The following is an 18,738-nucleotide window of genomic DNA, read 5'->3' on the forward strand; positions in this document are numbered from 1 at the left end:
CGCCGCGCGCCGTCATGCGACGGTGGTGGCGGTGCCCCGCGTCACGCGAGCGGGCCCGCTCTCACGCGTTCGGCGCGGCCTCGCTGATGTCGCTGAGCGCCGACTGGGGGTCGAGCTGCATGGCGAGGTCACCGAGGGAGACGATGCCGACGAGCTTGCGGTCGCTGTCGCAGACCAGCACGCGCCGGATGTTGCGCTCGCGCATCAGCGCCGCCGCCTCGTTCGCCGTGCAGTGCTGCTCGATCATGACCACCTCACGGGTGATGATCGAGCCGATCGTGGTGGTGCCCGGGTCGGCGCGTTCGGCCACCGCCCGCACCACGATGTCGCGGTCGGTCAGCATGCCGGCGAGCGTGGCGCCGTCGGTCACCACCACGTCGCCGATGTCCGACTCCTTCATCACCCGGGCCGCCTCGTCCAGCGGGGTCTCCGCCGGGAGGTAGATCACCTGCCTGGTCATCACGTCACTGACGCGGTACATGAGAGCCTCCGAACACCTCGGTCGATCCGTCTGCGGTACCCGGTACCGCGTTCGCTACACCCCGTCGTGGCGCGTCGCGCCCACCTCGTCGCGCAGACGCTCCACGATGTCCTCCACCGGCACCTCGGCCCGTTCACCGGTGGCCCGGTCACGTAGTTCCACGTACCCGTCGGCGAGACGGCGGCCGACCACGACGGCGCGCGGAATGCCGATCAGCTCGGCGTCGGTGAACTTCACCCCGGCGGACACGTGGGTGCGGTCGTCGACCAGCACCCGCAGGCCGGCGGCGGCGAGGCGCCCGCCGAGGTCGAGCGCCGCGTCGAGTTGCGGCCCCTTTCCGGCGGCGACCAGGTGTACGTCGCACGGCGCGACAGCCGCGGGCCAGACCAGCCCCCGGTCGTCGTGGTGCTGCTCGGCCACCGCGGCGACCGCCCGGGACACGCCGATGCCGTAGCAGCCCATCGTGGGCCGGACCGGCTTGCCCTCCGGGCCGAGCACGTCGACCGCGAACGCGTCGGTGTACCGGCGTCCGAGCTGGAAGATGTGCCCGACCTCGATGCCCCGCCGGATGGTCAGCTCACCGGCGTCGCAGGCCGGGCAGGGGTCGCCGGGCCGCACCTCGGCCGCTTCGATCGTGCCGTCCGGTACGAAGTCGCGCCCGCAGACCACGTCGGTGGCGTGCCGGCCCGGCTCGTTCGCGCCGGTCAGCCAGGCGGTGCCGGGCACCACGCGGGGATCGACCAGGTAGCGGATGCCGTGCTTGGCCAGGATCTGCGGCCCGATGTAGCCGCGGACCAGCTCCGGGTGGGCGTCCCAGTCCTCGAAGACCGCCACCGTGGCGGGGGCCAGCACCGCCTCGACCCGCTTCAGGTCCACCTCGCGGTCGCCGGGCAGGCCGATGACCAGCGGTTCGGCCTGCTCGGCACCGGGCCTGCGGACGGTGAGGACCACGTTCTTCAACGTGTCGGCGGCGGTCCAGCCGGTGCGCCCGCCCAGCTTGCGGGCCTCGGCCAGCTCGACCAGCGCCGCGATGGTGGGCGTCTCCGGGGTGTCGTGCGTCTCGGCGGGCGGGTGCGCGTCCGGGTCACCGGCGGCCGGGGCGCGGGTCACCACCGCCTCGGTGTTCGCCGCGTAGTCGCAGGCGGTGCAGCCGACGAACGTGTCCTCACCGACCGGCGTGGCGGCCAGGAACTCCTCCGACGCCGACCCACCCATCGCGCCGGACATCGCGTGGACAGTGGTGAAGTCCAGCCCGAGCCGGGTGAAGACGCGCTCGTAGGCGGCCCGGTGCCTGTCGTACGCGGCCTGGAGCCCCGCGTCGTCCAGGTCGAACGAGTAGGCGTCCTTCATCAGGAACTCGCGCCCGCGCAGCAGACCGGCGCGGGGACGGGCCTCGTCGCGGAACTTCGTCTGGATCTGGAACAGCGTCACCGGGAAGTCCCGGTACGAGGTGAACAGGTCCTTCACCAGCAGCGCGGCCAGCTCCTCGTGGGTCGGCGCGAGCAGATGGTCGGCGCCCTTGCGGTCGGCGAGCGTGAAGATGTCGTCCCCGTATTCGGTCCACCGCCCGCTGGTCCGGTAGGGCTCGGCCGGGAGCAGCGCCGGGAAGTGCACCTCCTGGTCGCCGATCGCGGTCATCTCGTCCCGGACGATCGCGGTGATCCGGTCCAGCACGAGCTTGCCCAGCGGCAGCCAGGTGTAGCCGCCCGGCGCGGCCCGGCGGACGTATCCGGCGCGCAGCAGCAGCCGGTGGCTCGGCACTTCCGCGTCGGCCGGGTCCTCGCGCAGGGTCCGGAGCAGCAGGGTCGACATGCGCAGCAGCATTGCCGCAGCTTATGGCGCGAGCGGAGGGCCGGGCGACCCCTTTCGGTGTCCGTGCGGGCCGATCGTCGCCGGCTCGGCGAGGTGGCGGTATCGACACCAGTCGGATGCCGCCACCCCGCCGAGATGGTGCGGACGGGCCGGTAAATGTCGCGGGTGCCGGGTAGGAATGCGGCATGGCTGAGCGACCGCTGATGAAGCTGACGACAACGGTGCTGGACGCGCCGTCCGCAGAGGACCTGGCCGCGTTCTACGAGCGGCTGCTCGGCTGGATCCGGCGCGAGAAGGAAGCCGATTGGGTCCTCCTCGCGCCGCCGGAGGGCGGCCACTGGCTGGCGTTCCAGGACGAGCCGGCCTACGTGCGGCCGGTGTGGCCGGCCGGTCCCGGCGACCAGCAGATGTCTGTCCACCTGGACATCAAGGTCGACGACCTGGAGGCAGCCGTGGCGTACGCGGTGTCCGTGGGCGCGACGCTGCCCGACTTCCAGCCGCAGGACGACGTCCGGGTGCTCCTCGACCCGGCCGGTCACCCGTTCTGCTTCTACCTCTCATGACGGGCGACGCAACCGCATCGGCGCGGGCGACCAGCCAGTACGCGACGACGACCGGCAACCTGACCGCTCGCATCGCGCTGCACGCCTACGGCACCAATCCGCAGAACTGGTACGCCTGGCTGGGCGAGCGGCTTCCACTGGCCCGGGACGTGCTGGAGGTCGGGGCCGGCACGGGCGAGCTGTGGCACCGGATCGGCCCACATGATCAGCGCGACGCGCGGCTCCCGCTGAGCCGGACGAAGGCCCGCCAGGCGTCGGGTGTGAAGGTGAGCACCGGCCCGGCCGGGTCCTTGCTGTCCCGCACCCCGACCACACCGGCCAGGTTGTCCGCCACCTCGACACAGTCGCCCTGGGTACCGCTGCGTGTGGACTTCCGCCAGATCGCTCCAGTCAGCTCCACGAGGTCATCACGTCCTTCATCAGCTCGACCGACTGCCGGCGCGGTAGTGCCTCGCTGCGGACACTCTCCCATCTGGACAGCAGGATAGCCACGTCCTCGTCCTTGTCGACCACGACGCCGCCGAGTTGGTTCTCCAGGTGACCGACCCAGCCGCCGTCTGTGCCCCGGGCCAGCGCGAACGGTCCGACCAGGCCGACGTGCACGGTAACCGAGGTCGGCACGATGTGAATGTCGACGTGCGGGCGCTCGGCGCACTCGGCGAGGTGCGCGATCTGCTCGGCCATGAGTCCGCGGTAGCCCTCGTCGGCGCGGCGTAGAACGGACTCCTCGATGACGGCAATGTACTTCGGGCGGCCCGGGTCGGAGAGGATCGACTGCCGGTCCAGCCGCACTCCGAGGCGTCGTTCCACCTCGTCATCGGTGATCAGGTCATCCGTGCGGATCATCGCGCGGGCGTAGTTCTCGGTCTGGAGCAGTCCGGGAACCAGGGTCGGTTGGTAGGTGCGCAACTGCTGCGCCTGGCGTTCGGCTTCGAGCCAGGGGCGGAACCAGCTCGGCTGGCCGTCGCGCTCGGCGAGCTTGAGCAGCGACATCAACAGTCCGCCGGTGCCGAGCACCTCGTCGGCCCGGGCGAGGAAGAACCTGTCGAGCGGCCGGTGGCCCAGCTCGACCGCCGACACCTGGGAGCCGGAGAAGTGCACGAGCCTCCCGAACTCCTCCTGGCTCAGTTCGGCCCGCACCCGCAGCCGCCGCAGTTGCGCGCGGATCAGCTCGGCGGTCGGCTCGTTCTCCACACGCCCTCCTCAGATTGCGGCCGGTCTCCCGGCCTCTCCCCGGACCGGCAGCGAGGACTTCCGAGCGTAGTGGCGCGATCAGCAGACTGTCACGCATGAACCTTCCCGTACCGCGGCTCGGGCCGTACCCCGATCGGCCCCGCCCCTACCCGCCGGACCACCCGGCCCACCTGCCGATCCGGCCGCTCTGGCTGTGCCGCGCCTGCGGCGCGCCGTGGCCCTGTGCGCAGGCGCGCCTACTGCTCAAGGTCGAGTACGCGGACCACCCCGTCGACCTGGCCGTCTACCTGTCCGGGCTCTACCACGAGGCCACCCACGACCTGTTCCGCCTCAACCCGCAGGACGGGCCGACCCCGCGCGAGCTGTTCGAGCGGTTCGTCGGCTGGGGCCCATACCGGCGCGGCATCACCGATACGATGCCCGCGACATGACTGCGCCCGGGGACTTCGACCTGACGATGGACGAGTTGCGCGAGGTGGCGCGGTACGCGGTCCGGCACGCGGAGGACGTCCTCCCGGTCTACGAGCGGGCGGTTCCCGGCGATCCGCGTCCCCGTGCGGCTGTCGACGCGGCGTGGACGTTCGCGCGCGGCGCCGCCCGGACGAAACTCCAGCGGGCCACGTCCCTCGACGCGCACCGGGCCGCCCGGTCCGCGCCCACCGAGTCCGCGCGCCTGGCCGCCCGGGCCGCCGGTGACGCCGCCGCGGCCGCGTACCTGCACCCGATCGCGAAGGCCACCCAGGTCGGCCACATTCTGCGGGCCGCCGCCAACGCCGCGCGCGTCGCCGAACTGGAGGCCGGCGGTGACGAGATCGTCGGCGTGGCAGCGCTGGACCGGTACCGGCAGCTCGCCACCCCCGTGCTGGTCGACGTGCTCCGCCGCTATCCGCCGGTGACCGGCGGCGGCAGCCGGGTCGCCCGGCTGATGAGCGCACTCGACCGCGACCTGCGCCAGGGCGCCGCCGGGCCGGAGGCCGCGTCGTGATCCTGCCGAAGGTCCGCGATCCCCGGTTCACCACGATCCGCCGGGGCGGCACGCTCACCGACGAGCACCACCACCTGCTGGCGCTCTGGGCCGCCACCTGCGCGGAGCACGTCCTCGGCCTGTTCGAGGCGGTCCGGCCGGACGACAGCCGCCCGCGTGAGGCGATCGCGTACGCCCGCGCCTGGGTGCGGGGCGAGGTCAGGATGATGGAGGCGCGCGCGGCGGGCGGGCACGCCATGGGCGCGGCCCGGGACCTGCGCGGGGCGGCACGCAACGCCGCGTACGCCGCCGGACAGGCCGCCGTCGTGGCCCACGTGGCCGCCCACGAACTCGGCGCCGCCGCGTACGCGATCAAGGCGGTACGCGCGGCGGCGCCCGCCGGTCTCGGCGAGGCGGCCGGGCGCGACGAGTGCCGGTGGCAGCGCGATCAGCTCCCGGCCGAGATCCGCGAGCTGGTCCTGGACGACCAGCGGCTGCGCAACGACATCTGCTGGTCGGTCTTCGACTGCTGACACCGGCCGGAGCCTGTCGGGAAAGTGCCACCGGAGGTGGCAACCATGGCGTGGCCGGGTGGCGTCTCGGAAGGCGTCACGCCGATGCACCACCTGACCCCAAGGACCGGCTCGTGTGGATCTTCTCCTGACTGAGTTCGACCTGTTCGTCCGAACTCGTACGCCCGCGCTGCTGCGCTCCGCCTACCTGCTGACCGGCGACCAGCATCTGGCCGAGGACCTCGTCCAGTCCGCGCTGGCCCGTACGCACCGTGCCTGGAATCGGTTGCACGAGACCGGCAACGCGGAGGCGTACACCCGGAAGGTCATGTACCACCTGCAGGTCTCCTGGTGGCGACGCCGCCGGGTGGCCGAGTCGATGCCGGGCGACGTGCCCGAGCCGCGCGGAGGCGACTCGGCCCCCGACCACGCCCAGCAGACCACGCTCCGGCTGACCCTCCGGGCCGCGCTGGCCCGGCTCTCTCCCAAACAACGGGCCGTGCTGGTTCTGCGGTTCTTCGAGGACCGCACCGAGACCGAGGCCGCCGACCTGCTCGGTGTGACAGTCGGCACCGTCAAGAGCCAGACCTCGAAGGCGCTGGCGAAGCTGCGCAGCGTGGCACCGGAGCTCGCCGAGCTGTACGTCACGGAAGGAACCGCCCGATGAACCAGGACCGACTGCGTTTCGACCTGGCCGATCTGGCCGAGGAGGTCACCCCGGTCGACCTGCGGGACCGGGCACTGCGTACCTCGCGGCGGCTCGGCCTCCAGCAGGCGGCCGCCACTTCTGCCGCCGTGCTGGTGGTGCTGGCCGCCGCGACCGGAACGGCACTGGCGATCCGGCCGAACAGCCAGACGCCCGTGCCGGCCGGGCCGTCGGTGACAGTCACCGCCCCGCCGGTCGAGCCCACCCCGACCCCGTCCGCCGAGCCGTCGAGCACGCCGTCGACCAGTCCCAGCGAAACCACAGGCGGGGGGCCGAACGGTGACGCGACCTTCGGGCGGCTCGTCTACGGCCCGTCCGACCTGGCGAACGCCCCGTCCCCGACGAGCACCGTCCGGCTTCAGTCCTGGCGTCCGGGCGACGACCCGGTCCGCCTGCTCGGTCTCCCGTACGGGCCGGCGCAGGTAAACGTCTCGGTGTCACCCGACGGACAGAGGGTCGCCTGGGTCGAGACGACCGGTGCGGTGTGGGTGTCGGCCATCGGCGGCTCGGGGCGGCGCAAGCTCCGGGACGGCGTCGACGACGTCTGCTGGTCACCCGTCTGGCTGCCGAACTCGCAACAGCTCGTCGTGCGTCTGAACGCTGGCGGAGACGACCCGGCCACCGGCGTGCTCGACGTCTCCTCCGGGAAGTTCACCAGGGTGACGGGCCTCGACGGCTGTCACGCCGTGTTCGCGGCGGACGGGACGCTGGCGTTCGCCGACGGCTCCGACGGCACGATCGTCCTCACCGACCGGAACGGCAGGGCGCGCCGGACGGTGCCGGGCCTGGGCACCAAGGGCAGCCGGTACGTCTCCTTCGACCTGTCCAGTCTCTCCCCGGACGGCCGGCGGGTCGCGCTCCTGCGGATCGACCGGAACGGCACGTACGGGGACGCGGCACGGGAGCTACTGGTCAACGCCGTGCTCGACACCCGGACCGGCGCGGAGGTGTCGCTGCCGCTGGAGGGACGTCAACTGCGGCAGGTCTTCTTCCAGCCGGACGGGTCGATGGTGGTCCGGGTGCGCAGCGGTGACCGCTACACGGTGGTCCTGGTGGATGCGAACGGCAAGAAGATCACGGAGCGGGCGGAGCCCTCGGCGCTGCGGGACATGCAGATCATCACCGCAGGACCGTGATCGCCGCGTCCGCCGTGACCTGCTTCCACGGCACCAGCACCACTGTGCCGTCGCGCTCCAGCACCTTCGCGTCGCTGCCCTCGGTGCCGGCCGACAGCGGCGCCTCGGCCACCACGCCCACCTTCCCGGTGGCGGGGTCGATCCGGACCAGCCGTGGGGCGAGATCCCGCCGGTCACCCACCTCCCACGCCAGCACGCCCTGCCCGTCGAGGCGGACGAGTTCCACCTCGCTGTCGGTGTGCCCGGCCGACACCCAGCGCCGCTTCCCGGTGGCCAGGTCGATCGCCACCACCTGGTTGGCCTGGCGCATCTTGTCGCCCACCGGAGAGGGCTCGGTCGGCAGGTAGAGCGTGTCCGCGTCGGCCAGGTACGGCCGGACCGCCGGCCCGCTCACCGTGTTGGAACGGTTGACCGGCAGGTCGCTGAACCGCGTACCGTCGACGGGGTTGCCGAACGCGGCCCGCTCCTTGCCGGTGGCGTCGCGCGCGACGAACGTCTCGGTGTTCAGGCCGGGCCGGCTGACCAGCGGGTCGACGCTGAGCACCCCGTCGCTCTGCTGCGCGGCGGGCAGGTCCTGCTTCCAGCGCGGCTTGCCGGTGGCCGGGTCCAGGCCGAGCAGCGCGCCCCGGTCGCCGTCGCAGAGCGTGGTGACGACGGCCTGGTCCCCGGCGGCCTGCGCGTCGGTCAGGCGGCAGTCGCGGCCGGGCAGCAGCCGGTCGGCGTCGGTCTGCCACAGCCGCTTGCCGTCGGCCAGCGAGTAGCCGAGGACGTTCCCGCCGCTGCGAACGACCACCTGCCCGGCGGCCACCGACAGGTCGGGGGCGACGGTCTCGGACCGGCCCGTCCGGCGTTCCACAGGGAACGTCACCCGCCACGTCTGCGTGCCGGCGGCCGCGTCGAACCCGACGAGCGTGTCGCACGAGTCGGCCGGGCCGAGCGCCACCACACCCCGCCCGTCGGCGAGGGTCTGCGCGGCCGCGCACAGCGAGGCCCCCTGCGGCGCGGGCACGCCCCACGCCTGGCCGCCGTCGCCGAGCCGGTAGGCGATGATCCCGTCCGGCTGCGCGCGGACCACCGCGTCACCGGCCAGCCAGGCGCCGAACATGTCCTGCCCGTCGTACGTCTTCAGGCCGTTGCGCTGCAACTCCGGGAAGTCGAGCACCCACGCGGCACGCAGCTTCCTCCCGCCGTCGTCACCGCCGCCGACCAGCCGGGACACGCCGTAGGCGGTGCCGGCCGCGACCGCGAGCACGGCCACCAGCCCACCGGCCACCAGCAACGCGACGCGCCCGCGCCGCTTCGGCGCCGCCGGCGGCGCACCGCCCGGACCCGGCCGGCCCACCGGTGGGTACGCGGGCGGCGGGTACTGCTGGTGCTGATACGTCATCGGTCGTCTCCCGTTTCCGTCAGCCCGCCAGTTCGCGGACGTAGTCGGCCCAGCCGGCCTGGAACTCGTCGAGCGACACGCCGAGCACGTCCCGGGCGGCGCGGTCGGTCGGGGCGCCGGCGTAGACCGCCTCGACGAAGCGGAACAACTTCGGCTCACCGTGCTTCTCGGCGAGGTGCGTCATCGCGGTGTGCCCGAGCCAGTAGTGGAAGGTCAGCAGGCCGCTCTTCTGCCAGTCGGCGTTGCTGGGCAGCGTGCCGTTCCAGCCGTTCCCGCCGTCGCGGACCAGTTGCAGGGCGGGCGCGGTGCGCTCGCTGGCGGCCAGCGGGCGGCCGTGGAAGGCGATGTACTCGGCGAACCCCTCGACCACCCACTCGTCGAGCTTGCTGAACTCGTCCACGGCGGCCGGGTCGGTGCGGGGCGTCATCAGCGAGTGCGCGATCTCGTGCCGCAACACCATGTGGGCGTCGTTGTCGCCGCCGGAGCGGGTGAAGTAACGATCTCCGGTGTCCACCACGATGCGGGTGCCGCCGATCGTGTTCCCGCCGTCCTTGCGCTCGGCCGCGACCATGCCCACCGAGTAGCCCGCCTCGGTGGCCTTCTCGGTGCCGATCCGGTAGAGCGAGGTCATCTCGTCCTTGCCGGCGGCGAGCGTGACGACGAACTTGTCCGACACCGGCTCGGGCGGCGCGTTGGCCCGCCACACGGCCAGGTTGCTCGTCACCGCCTTGTCGACGGCCGGGGCGTACCGCCTCGCCACGGCAGCCCGGGCCGCATCGGTGATGATCAGGGCGTACGGGGTCCGCTCGACATGGATGTCCCGCCACTTGTCCCACGGCCCGGGGTAGTAGACGGTTTTCGAGTCGCCGTTGCCGCCGGCCGGTGCGCCGGTGACGGCGGTGACCTGGATCGGCGCGTCCTTGCCGGCGCGGACGACCGTCCAGCGGTACCACTCGGCGACCGGCGCCAGGTCGAAGCCGTCCAGCTGGTGCACGAAGGAGACGTCGAGCTGGAACGTGACGCCCTGCCCGAAGGCGTCGCTGACGCGGCCCTGCTTCTCGATCGTCTCGTAGCGGGCCACCGACAGCGGCAGTTTGCCCAGGTTGCGGAACAGCTGGGTCTGCCCGGCGATCAGTTCCTTGCGGGCCGGGTCGAACGCGGCCAGGTAGCCGTCCAGGTCCTTCGCCGCCAGCGCCTTGCTGTGCCGGTCGAGCAGGGCGGTCAGCTCGGCGTCGGTGACGGTGACACCGTTCGCGCCGGCTGCCGCCTTCGGCGCGGATCCGTCCTCGTCGTCGCCGCGCAGGCCCAGCCCGACGCCGACCGCCGTGCCGGCGCAGACCGCCAGCGCGAGCGCGCCCGCCGCGAGCCCGATCCAGAGCCCACGGCGGGACTTCGGCGGCGGGGGCGGCGTACCCCACGGCACCGGCTGCGCGGGCGGCGGCGGTCCGCCGTACCGGGGGTCGGCGTTGCCGGGCGGTGGCCAACCTGCCGCCGGTGGGTGCCCCTGCGTCATGTGGTTCCTCGCTCGTGCCGGATGCGGGACCGGCCGGACGGTTTCGCGCGGCCGGATGACGGCAGCCATCATCCCCGGTCCGGACGACGGATTCTGCCCCGCCTGGACGGGTCGGGGCTTTTGTCCCCGGGGGGTGGTTGTCGTGAACAGGACGTCGAGACATCCGCCACGTCCGGCGTCCAGGGCCAGCGGGAGCGGCCCGCGCGGTGACAGACTGTGCGACGCACTTCTGCCGGGACGTCTGAGGGAGGCGCCGTGCGCTGGCGCAGCTACGTGGCGGTGGGCGACAGCTTCACCGAAGGCATGGACGACGCGTATCCGGACGGCAGCTACCGGGGCTGGGCCGATCTGGTCGCCACCCGTCTCGCCGTCGAGGCCGGGCCCGACTTCGGCTACGCCAACCTGGCCATTCGGGGCCGGCTGTTCCCGAACGTGGTGGCCGAGCAGGTGCCGTCCGCGCTGGCCATGAAGCCCGACCTGATCAGCTTCGCGGCCGGCGGCAACGACGTGCTGCGCCGCACCTTCGACCCGGACGCGTTCGTCCCCCGCTTCGACTCGGTCGTGCAGCGGCTGCGCTCCGGCGGCAGCGACGTGGTGCTGTTCCGGTTCGCCGACGTGATGTCCCGGCTGCCCGGCCAGCGGCTGATGGCCCCGCGCGTGACGCTGCTCAACCGGGTGGTCGGCGAGGTGGCCGAGCGGCACGGCGCGATCCTGGTCGACCTGTACTCCGACGACACCTACCTCAACCCGCTGCTCTGGAGCACCGACCGGATTCACCTGTCGGCGGCGGGCCACCGCCGGGTCGCCGCCCAGGTGCTCACCGCGCTCGGCGTCGGCTGCGACGAGGAGTGGCTGCTGGTCCCGCCGCACCCGGCGCCCAGCCCGTGGCTCGCCGCGCGGGCCGCCGACCTGCGCTGGGCCGGCAAGCACCTGGCGCCGTGGATCAGGCGCCGGCTGACCGGGCGGTCCTCCGGCGACTTCGTCACCGCCAAGCGGCCGGTGCTCGGGCCGGTCGAGCGCGACTGAGTGTGCGTACCGTCCACGCCGCCGACCTGCTGCGGCTGACAGCCGACGACCCGCCCCAAGCGGGGCTGGCCGTCGTGGTCGCCGGTGACCGGGTCGAGGCGATCGTGCCGACGGACGAGCTTCCCGGCGCGTACCCCGGGATGCGGGTGCGGCGGTGGGCCGGCACGCTCGGGCCGGCGCTCGTGCACGACGGTCCGCTGCCCCCGGCGCCCACGCCGCGCGAGCGGGTGCACGCGCTGTTCCGGCTCGGCGTCGCCGCGGTGGTCGAGGAGCACGTGGCCGACCCGGCGCTGCGGGCTGCCGCGGCCCGCAACGACGTGGCGGTGCTGCCCGGCGTGCGGCCGCCCGCACTGGTGACCGGCGGGCGGGCCGACCTCGCCGTGTTCGGCCCGGACGGCGCCTGCCTGGCCACAGTGGTCGCCGGCCGCCTGGTGCACCGCCGCGCCTGACCCCGCCGCACGGCTCGACCTTCACCGCCGTTCGTCCGATGTGTCCGGTTGCCCGCTTATCGGGATCGCCCGATGTCCGCCCCACTGGATAGCATCCGCTACCCCCGTCGATCGAGTACGGGGCGAAATCGGGGAAAGGTGGATGAGGGATGACCCTCATGCCTGACAGAAATCCACGTCGAACCGGTCGGCGAAGCGTGCTCGCCGCCGCGCTGTCGATGATGGTCGCGGCCGGATCGGTGGCCGCCACCGCGGCGCCGGCAGCCGCGTACGACATCCGCTACGAGACGAACACCTCGTGGGCCTGGACCGACTCGCACACGCCCACCACGATCAGCGTCGACCGGCCCGGCGATATGCCGGTCGGCACCTGGAAGGACGGGAAAGGCCGCCCGCACACGTCGCGCGCCTACTTCACGTTCGACATCTCCCGCTACCGGGGAGCGGACATCGAGTCCGCAGTCCTCGACGTGAAGGAGACGGCAGGCGGCGACTGCACCAGACGTCCCGTGGTCGAGCTGCGGCGTACCGCCGCCTACACCGCCCGGTCGAGCTGGCGGAACCCCCCGGCCGACCTGGGGCTGGTCGACAGCCGCCAGCTCACCGACCAGACCGTCTGCCCGGCGCCCCGGGTGGAGTTCGACGCGGTCGACGGGCTGCGCCAGGCGCTCGCCGAGGGCCGGTCGACGCTGACCCTCTCGCTGCGGCTGCCCGCCGACGCCGAGCGGGACCCGGCACTGGCACGGAAGTACGCCAGCAAGGTCGGCATCTCGATCGACTACAACTTCCGCCCCGGCGTGCCGACCGACCTGCGGAGCGAGACCGGCACGGCGTGCACCACCACCGAGCCGTACCAGGTGATCCGCTACCCCGTCCCCTCCGGAGTGGTGCACGACCGGGACCGCAACGACAGCGGCGGCACGGACCAGCTCACCGTCTCCTTCGCGGCCTGGCCGGTCGACCAGCCGGAGGCGCGGATCGAGCAGACCGACTACGCGCGCGACGGCGAGCGGGCCGTCGGCCGCTACGACACCATCTATCCGTCGCCGTTCGAGCACGACCGGACGTACGCCTGGCAGATGCGGGCGGCGGACAGCCGGGCCACCGGCGAGTGGAGCCCGGTCTGCTACTTCCGCCTCGACGTCCGGGGGCCGGCCACGCCGCCCGTCGTGACGTCGACCGACTTCCCCGACGACGACGGGTGGTACCCGGCTCTGCCCGGCGAGTTCACCTTCACCGCCAACGGCGCGACCGACGTGGTGCGGTACGGCTACTCGCTGGACTCCGGCGTCGAGAAGACGATCGACGCGGACCGGACGGGCGGCACGGCCACCGTCACGCTCACCCCGGACAGCGGCCCGAACACCCTGCGGGTGTGGAGCCTCGACGCGGTCGGCAACCGCTCGGCGACCACCGAGTACACGTTCCGCGCCTCGGACGTGTCGCCGGTCGTGGAGGGACGGCTGAGTGAGATCGGGGTGCCTGCCACGTTCCAGCTGCGTCCGCAGATGGACGGCGTGGTGCGCTACCGCTACGCCCTCGACGGCGACCCCGAGCAGACGGTGGACGCCGCGGCGGACGGCTCCGCCGCGATCACCGTCACCGCGACCCGGGGCGGCTCCCGCACCCTCACCGTCACCAGCGTCACGGCCGACGGTGTGGAGGCCACCAGCAGCCGGCAGTTCAGCCTGCCGACCGCGCCGAAGGTCTCGGCCACCGTCTACCTGCCCATCCCCAGCGGTGGGCAGGGCATTCCGGGCGTCTTCACCTTCACCCCCCGCCTGCCCGACACGGTCAGCTACCGCTACCAGTTCACCGGCGAGGACCAGCAGGTGGTGGCCGCGCAGGCCGACGGCACCGCGTCTGTCACCTGGGCGCCGACCGAGGCGGGCGTGGTCAACCTGGTCGTGCGCAGCGTGAGCGGGGACGGCACCGTGTCGGAGCCGGCGACCCTCTCCTTCCGGGTGCGGGACCTGCGCCCCGCCGTCACCGCCGACCCGTACCGGACGGACGTGCCCATGGGCGGTCCGGGCCAGCCGGGCGAGTTCCGGTTCACGTCGCAACTCACCACGACGGTGGCCTTCCTCTACCGGTTCGACGACGGCGTCGAGCAGCGCGTCGAGACCGGCAGCCGGGCGACGGTGAGCTGGACGCCCACCGAGGGTGGGACGCACACGCTCACTGTCGTCGGGGTCACCCCGGACGGCACCCGCTCGCCCGAGCAGGTCTGGACGTTCCTGGTGGCCGAGGGCTGAGCACCTGACCGCGCCGGCCCCACCACCTTTCCGAGGCGGTGGGGCCGGTGTCACATCCGTGGCCCGCGATCCGGCGTACCTTGGGGATCATGCCTGTGCCGAGCGATCCGCATCCTGATCTCCAGTCGTACGCCGACCCGCAGCGCCTGGTCACCACCGAATGGCTGGCCGAGCACCTGGGCGACGAGGGGCTCGTGGTGGTCGAGTCCGACGAGGACGTGCTCCTCTACGACACCGGCCACATCCCCGGCGCCGTCAAGGTCGACTGGCACACCGAACTCAACGACCAGGTCACCCGCGACTACCTGGACGCCGCGAGCTTCGCCGAGCTGTGCGCGGCCAAGGGCATCGGGCGGGACGACACGGTCGTCTTCTACGGCGACAACTTCAACTGGTGGGCCGCGTACGCCCTCTGGGTCTTCACCCTCTTCGGTCACCCGGACGTACGGCTGCTCGACGGCGGCCGGCAGAAGTGGATCGCCGAGGGGCGGGAGCTGACCCGGGACAAGGTGAGCCGGCCCCGCGCCTCGTACCCGGTGCCGGAGCGCAACGACGCGCCGATCCGCGCGTACCGGGAGCAGGTCATGGCGCACGTGGCGGCCGGTCGGCCGCTGGTGGACGTGCGGTCGCCGGGCGAGTACACCGGCGAGATGCTGCACATGCCGGACTACCCGCAGGAGGGCGCGCTGCGCGGCGGGCACATCCCGGGCGCGGTGAGCAAGCCGTGGAAGTCCGCCGCGAACGACGACGGCACGTTCAAGTCCGCCGACGAGCTGCGCGCCATCTACGCCGACCAGCTCGGTCTGAGCCCGTCCGACGACGTGGTGGCGTACTGCCGGATCGGCGAGCGGTCCAGCCACACCTGGTTCGTGCTGCACCACCTGCTCGGCTTCCCGCAGGTGCGCAACTACGACGGTTCGTGGACCGAGTGGGGCAACCTGGTCCGGGCTCCCGTCGTGAAGGGCGACCAGCCCGGCGGCCTGACCCGCTGAGCGTCCCGGCCGGTCCCGCCGTCACCGCGGCGGGACCGGCCGCGTTCCGGACCCGTCAGCGGGCGGCGATCGACAGGCTCCCGGGGACGTCGGCCGCCACCAGGTCGACAGCGCCGGTCTCCGGTCGCCAGCGGGCCAGCCCGGCGTCGTAGCGGAACAGCAGGCCGCCGTCGGCGGTCCAGCCGTACACCTCGCAGCACGCCTTGGCCCGGCCCTCCCGGCCCAGGTCGAGCAGGCGCGTCACCGCGCCGGTGCGGGCGTCCAGCACCGCCACGCCCTCGCCCCCGCTCATCGTGCCGGCGCCACTGGCGGTGGTGGTCCACCCGGCCTGGCCGATCCGGTCGCCGCGCTGCCAGCCCCGCCCGTACACCTCGTCCAGCCGGTAGCCGGGGGGAAGCGCGCCGGTGGTCACCGGCAGCCGGTCCGGCGCGCCGCCGGAGGCGGGGAACCGGCGTACGGCCAGGCCGCCGTCCCCGGACCAGCCGCCCACTGTGAGCAGGTCGCCGGACCGGGCCGGCTCGGGTACGACGAGTGTCCACGGGTCGACTGTCAGCTTCGGCGCCGCTCCGGTGCGCCGGTCCAGCTCGTACGCGGTGTCGTTGTCCCCGACGATCAGCCGGTCACCGGCCCAGACCACGTGTTCCAGGTAGCCCGCGAGCGGATAGCGACGCACCTCGGCGTCGGTCAGGTCGACCACCACCACCTCGCCGGTCTGCGCGAACGCGGCGGTCCGGCCGTCCGGCGACAGGCTGCCCGGCTTGAGTGCCGTCGCCTCGTTGCCCCCGGCGTCGCGGGTGGGCGCGAGCGTGACCACGTCGAGTTCCCGGACGATGCCGTCGTCACCCAGCACCCGGACCGTGCCCGCCTCGCCGGTGGCCGGGTCGACCGGCTGGTACAGCGCCAGCGCCCGGCTCACCGGGCGGTCGGAGAGGTCGGCGCCGACCCGGTCGCCGAGCCGGCCGAGCGGGTCGCCCGCCTCGCCGAGCCGGTCCGGGGGCCGCTGCACGACCGGCGCGTTGGGGGCCGAGGTCACCGCCGGGCGGGGTGGCGCGGCGGGGGGCGGGCCGGAGCGGTGCAGGAGCGCTGTCGTACCGCCGCCGACCAGGACCACGGCGACGGCGGCGGCCCCGGCGGCGCGGCGGGCACGACGGACCCGCCCGGCCCGTTCCCATCCGGCGGCGGCCGGCCGGGTCGGGTGGATCTCCTCGGTGGCCCGGGTCAGCAGCCGGTTCAGCTCCGTCTCGTTCACGGGTTCGCCTCCCTTCCGGCGGCCAGGCCGTCGCCGGACCGGCCGGGGGCGGGCACCACGTCGCGCAGCCGGCGCAGCGCGTCGTGGCACTGGCTCTTGACGGTGCCGACGGTGACGCCGAGCGCCTCGGCGGTGGCGACCTCGGTCAGGTCCTCGAAGTAGCGCAGCACCACGACGGCCCGCTGGCGTGGCGGCAGCCGGTCCAGCGCGGCGCGCACGGTGAGCCGCAACGCGGGGTCGCCGTCCGTGTCCGGCCGCTCCGGCGGGTACGCGCTGAGCCACTCCCGCCGCCGGCGTCGCCACCAGGACACGGCGTCGCGGTAGAGGATGGCGCGCACGTACGCGGCCGGGTCGCCGTCGCGCACCGACGGCCAGCGCAGCGCCAGCTTGAGCAGCGCGTCCTGGAGCAGGTCCTCGGCCTGGTGCCGGTTGCCGCAGATCAGGTACGCGGCGCGCAGCAGCCGGTGCTGGTGCGACTCGACGAAGGCGAGGTAGTCCGCCCGCCCGTCGTCCGAGTCACGCCCCATCCGGCTCCTCCTCCGTCACCGGCCAGACGCGCGGGACGGGGGCAAAGGTTGGGTCAGGTAGCGCTGAATCGTCGGGCCGACCCAGGCGGTCAGTTCCTCCGGGTCGAGGTCCACCACGGGTGGCAGCCGGACGACGTACCGGGTGAGGGCCAGTCCGAGGATCTGGCTGGCCACCAGACCGGCCCGCCGCTCGGCGGTGGCCGGGTCGGCGCTCGACCGGGCCACCGCGGTGGCGAGCTGGCCGGCGAAGATGCCGCGCATCCGTTCGGCCGCGCCGGGGTTGGTGGCGGCGGCCCGGAGCAGGGCGACGAGTGTCCCGTCCGCCTCCCAGCGGCGTACGAAGTGCCGGGTCAGTGTCTCGCCGAGCCGGTCCGGCGGCACCTCGGCCAGGTCGGGCAGGCGCAGGTCGAACTCGGCCGCCGCGGCGAAGAGTCCCTCCTTGCTGCCGTAGTAGCGCATCACCATCGACGGGTCGATGTGGGCGTCGGCGGCGATGGCCCGGATGGTGGCCCGGTCGTAGCCGTCGGCGGCGAAGCGTTCCCGGGCGGCGCGCAGGATGGCCGCCCGGGTGGCGTCCGAGCGGCGGGTTCGGGTGGCGGGTTCGGTCACGTCCACGACTGTAGGCCAACACGTGTTGACATCGCCTCTACTGTGAAGTCAACATGTGTTGGCAAACAGTTGTTGACCGAGCCGGAGGTGGGAGCGATGCTGCCCGAACGCACCGACGTCCTCGTGGTGGGCGCCGGGCCGACCGGCCTGGCGGTGGCCGTGACGCTGGCCGGGCACGGGGTTGCCGCGACCGTCGTCGACCGGCTCGCCGAGCCGCCCGTCACGTCGCGCGCCGCCGTCGTGCACGCCGGCACCCTCGAAGTGCTGGACCGGATCGCTGTCGCCGCGCCGCTGGCCGCCCGAGGGCTGCGCTCGGCCCGGTTCAGCGTCCGCGACCGGGACCGGGTGCTGCTCACCGTCCCCTTCGACCGGTTGCCGTCGCGCTACCCGTACGCGCTGCTGATCTCGCAGGCGGAGACCGAGGCGGTGCTCACCGACCGGCTCGCCGCGCTCGGCGGGCGCGTGCTGCGGCCGTACGAGATGACCGGCCTGGACCTCGACGGCGACGGCGCTCTCGCGCGCTTCGACGGCGGCCGCGCGGTCCGGGCGCGCTGGATCGTCGGCGCGGACGGGATGCACAGCCGGGTCCGCGAACTCGCCGGCATCGGCTTCGGCGGCCCGGCCGATCCCGGGGAGTCGTTCCTGCTCGCCGACGTCCGGGTGGACAGCGCGTTGCCGCGCGACCAGGTGAGCCTCTTCCTGTCCCGGCGGGGCCCGCTGGTCTGGGCGCCGCTGCCCGACGGCACGGTGCGGCTGGTCGCCGCGGTGGCGGACGCGCCGCGGGACCCGCAGGCGCACCACTTCCAGGCGCTGCTCGACGAGCGCGGTCCGGCGCGCCGGCCGGACCGGATCACCGGGATGGACTGGTCGTCCCGGTTCCGGATCCACCACCGGATCGCGAGCGCCTACCGCTGCGGGCCGGTGCTGCTCGCCGGGGACGCGGCGCACGTGCACAGCCCGGCCGGCGGGCAGGGGATGAATCTCGGCCTCCGGGACGCGGTCGCGCTCGGCGACGCGCTCGCCGCCGGTCCGCGGGCCCTCGACGGGTACGCGGCCGACCGCCGCCCCCGCGCCGAGGAGGTGCTCGGCTTCGCCGCCACCCTGACCCGCCTAGCCGCCGCCCCACCCCCACTCCGCCCGTTGCGAAACCTCCTGCTCCAGGCGGTCTCCACCCTCCCCCCGATGCGCGCCCGAATCGCAACCCGCCTCGCCGGCTTCGAACCCCCACCCCGCTGATCTTGCAGTTCGGGCCCTCGACGGGTCCTTTTTGTGCGCCTTCGACCGGGCGGAAAGTGCAAGATCAGCGAGGAGGTGGGTGGGCGGGGGAGGGATGAAACGGGTCGGACACTGTCGGCGCTGACCG

Annotated in this window: 20 protein-coding genes; 11 read left to right on the top strand and 9 right to left on the bottom strand. The window is 73.6% G+C overall.

From position 1 onward, the window contains the following. Nucleotides 1–61: 61 nt before the first annotated feature. Complete coding sequence (locus HA073_RS16645; protein ID WP_030499538.1) at nucleotides 62–481, bottom strand: CBS domain-containing protein; 420 nt, start codon at nucleotides 479–481, stop codon at nucleotides 62–64. A gap of 54 nt (nucleotides 482–535) precedes the next feature. Then, nucleotides 536–2,305 carry a proline--tRNA ligase gene (locus tag HA073_RS16650; RefSeq protein ID WP_166456814.1) on the bottom strand — a complete coding sequence of 590 codons (1,770 nt, stop codon included), beginning with the start codon at nucleotides 2,303–2,305 and terminating at the stop codon, nucleotides 536–538. 173 nt (nucleotides 2,306–2,478) lie between these two features. On the opposite strand from HA073_RS16650, the gene HA073_RS16655 reads away from it, so the two are divergent. Continuing rightward, nucleotides 2,479–2,856: a VOC family protein gene (locus HA073_RS16655; protein WP_113972315.1), complete on the top strand. Its 378-nt coding sequence runs from the start codon at nucleotides 2,479–2,481 to the stop codon at nucleotides 2,854–2,856. 205 nt (nucleotides 2,857–3,061) lie between these two features. On the opposite strand, the gene HA073_RS16660 is transcribed toward HA073_RS16655, so the two are convergent. Together HA073_RS16660 and HA073_RS16665 are read right to left on the bottom strand one after the other, a co-directional pair. Further along, a complete protein-coding gene (locus tag HA073_RS16660) occupies nucleotides 3,062–3,256 on the bottom strand; it encodes a DUF397 domain-containing protein (RefSeq protein ID WP_166456815.1) in 195 nt (64 codons plus the stop codon). Further along, nucleotides 3,247–4,050, bottom strand: a complete 804-nt coding sequence (locus HA073_RS16665; protein WP_166456816.1) for a helix-turn-helix transcriptional regulator — start codon at nucleotides 4,048–4,050, stop codon at nucleotides 3,247–3,249. Before HA073_RS16665 ends, HA073_RS16660 begins: the two co-directional genes overlap by 10 nt. Before the next feature lie 95 nt (nucleotides 4,051–4,145). On the opposite strand from HA073_RS16665, the gene HA073_RS16670 reads away from it, so the two are divergent. From HA073_RS16670 to HA073_RS16690, 5 genes are all read left to right on the top strand, one after another. Further along, complete coding sequence (locus HA073_RS16670; RefSeq protein ID WP_082931107.1) at nucleotides 4,146–4,481, top strand: hypothetical protein; 336 nt, start codon at nucleotides 4,146–4,148, stop codon at nucleotides 4,479–4,481. Further along, the gene (locus tag HA073_RS16675) at nucleotides 4,478–5,035 is read left to right on the top strand and encodes a putative immunity protein (protein WP_166456817.1); all 558 of its coding nucleotides are present in this window, start codon (nucleotides 4,478–4,480) and stop codon (nucleotides 5,033–5,035) included. The genes HA073_RS16670 and HA073_RS16675 overlap by 4 nt, the downstream gene beginning before the upstream one ends. After that, on the top strand, nucleotides 5,032–5,547 hold the full coding sequence (locus HA073_RS16680; RefSeq protein ID WP_043327649.1) for a putative immunity protein: 516 nt from the start codon (nucleotides 5,032–5,034) through the stop codon (nucleotides 5,545–5,547). Before HA073_RS16675 ends, HA073_RS16680 begins: the two co-directional genes overlap by 4 nt. A gap of 115 nt (nucleotides 5,548–5,662) precedes the next feature. Then, nucleotides 5,663–6,193 (top strand): SigE family RNA polymerase sigma factor, encoded by a 531-nt coding sequence (locus HA073_RS16685; RefSeq protein WP_043327648.1) that lies wholly within the window; start codon nucleotides 5,663–5,665, stop codon nucleotides 6,191–6,193. Continuing rightward, a complete protein-coding gene (locus HA073_RS16690; RefSeq protein WP_166456739.1) occupies nucleotides 6,190–7,368 on the top strand; it encodes a WD40 repeat domain-containing protein in 1,179 nt (392 codons plus the stop codon). The genes HA073_RS16685 and HA073_RS16690 overlap by 4 nt, the downstream gene beginning before the upstream one ends. Here HA073_RS16690 and HA073_RS16695 read toward each other — a convergent pair. After that, the gene (locus tag HA073_RS16695; RefSeq protein WP_166456818.1) at nucleotides 7,352–8,755 is read right to left on the bottom strand and encodes a PQQ-like beta-propeller repeat protein; all 1,404 of its coding nucleotides are present in this window, start codon (nucleotides 8,753–8,755) and stop codon (nucleotides 7,352–7,354) included. The two genes, HA073_RS16690 and HA073_RS16695, sit on opposite strands and share 17 nt — an antisense overlap. A 19-nt stretch (nucleotides 8,756–8,774) precedes the next feature. Then, nucleotides 8,775–10,268 (bottom strand): hypothetical protein, encoded by a 1,494-nt coding sequence (locus tag HA073_RS16700; protein ID WP_166456819.1) that lies wholly within the window; start codon nucleotides 10,266–10,268, stop codon nucleotides 8,775–8,777. Nucleotides 10,269–10,523: 255 nt separating this feature from the next. Here HA073_RS16700 and HA073_RS16705 point away from each other — a divergent pair, with 255 nt between their 5' ends. From HA073_RS16705 to HA073_RS16720, 4 genes are all read left to right on the top strand, one after another. Further along, the gene (locus tag HA073_RS16705; protein WP_043327644.1) at nucleotides 10,524–11,294 is read left to right on the top strand and encodes an SGNH/GDSL hydrolase family protein; all 771 of its coding nucleotides are present in this window, start codon (nucleotides 10,524–10,526) and stop codon (nucleotides 11,292–11,294) included. A gap of 2 nt (nucleotides 11,295–11,296) precedes the next feature. Continuing rightward, the gene (locus HA073_RS16710; RefSeq protein ID WP_166456820.1) at nucleotides 11,297–11,743 is read left to right on the top strand and encodes a hypothetical protein; all 447 of its coding nucleotides are present in this window, start codon (nucleotides 11,297–11,299) and stop codon (nucleotides 11,741–11,743) included. A gap of 158 nt (nucleotides 11,744–11,901) precedes the next feature. Then, a complete protein-coding gene (locus HA073_RS16715) occupies nucleotides 11,902–13,998 on the top strand; it encodes a M1 family metallopeptidase (RefSeq protein ID WP_166456821.1) in 2,097 nt (698 codons plus the stop codon). An 89-nt stretch (nucleotides 13,999–14,087) separates the two neighbouring features. After that, nucleotides 14,088–14,990 (top strand): sulfurtransferase, encoded by a 903-nt coding sequence (locus tag HA073_RS16720; protein WP_043327642.1) that lies wholly within the window; start codon nucleotides 14,088–14,090, stop codon nucleotides 14,988–14,990. A gap of 55 nt (nucleotides 14,991–15,045) precedes the next feature. Here HA073_RS16720 and HA073_RS16725 read toward each other — a convergent pair whose 3' ends face one another. The 3 genes from HA073_RS16725 to HA073_RS16735 are packed head-to-tail and all read right to left on the bottom strand — an operon-like array spanning nucleotide 15,046 to nucleotide 17,381. Further along, on the bottom strand, nucleotides 15,046–16,239 hold the full coding sequence (locus HA073_RS16725; protein ID WP_166456822.1) for a hypothetical protein: 1,194 nt from the start codon (nucleotides 16,237–16,239) through the stop codon (nucleotides 15,046–15,048). Further along, nucleotides 16,236–16,766, bottom strand: coding sequence for a SigE family RNA polymerase sigma factor (locus HA073_RS16730; RefSeq protein WP_166456823.1), 531 nt, complete (start codon nucleotides 16,764–16,766; stop codon nucleotides 16,236–16,238). The genes HA073_RS16725 and HA073_RS16730 overlap by 4 nt, the downstream gene beginning before the upstream one ends. A 15-nt stretch (nucleotides 16,767–16,781) precedes the next feature. Then, on the bottom strand, nucleotides 16,782–17,381 hold the full coding sequence (locus tag HA073_RS16735) for a TetR family transcriptional regulator (protein ID WP_043327640.1): 600 nt from the start codon (nucleotides 17,379–17,381) through the stop codon (nucleotides 16,782–16,784). A 90-nt stretch (nucleotides 17,382–17,471) separates the two neighbouring features. On the opposite strand from HA073_RS16735, the gene HA073_RS16740 reads away from it, so the two are divergent. Continuing rightward, a complete protein-coding gene (locus HA073_RS16740) occupies nucleotides 17,472–18,611 on the top strand; it encodes an FAD-dependent monooxygenase (protein ID WP_166456824.1) in 1,140 nt (379 codons plus the stop codon). Nucleotides 18,612–18,738 lie beyond the last annotated feature (127 nt).

Origin of the sequence: Micromonospora sp. CMU55-4 (assembly GCF_011602315.1) — a bacterium.
Lineage (GTDB): Bacteria > Actinomycetota > Actinomycetes > Mycobacteriales > Micromonosporaceae > Micromonospora > Micromonospora chalcea.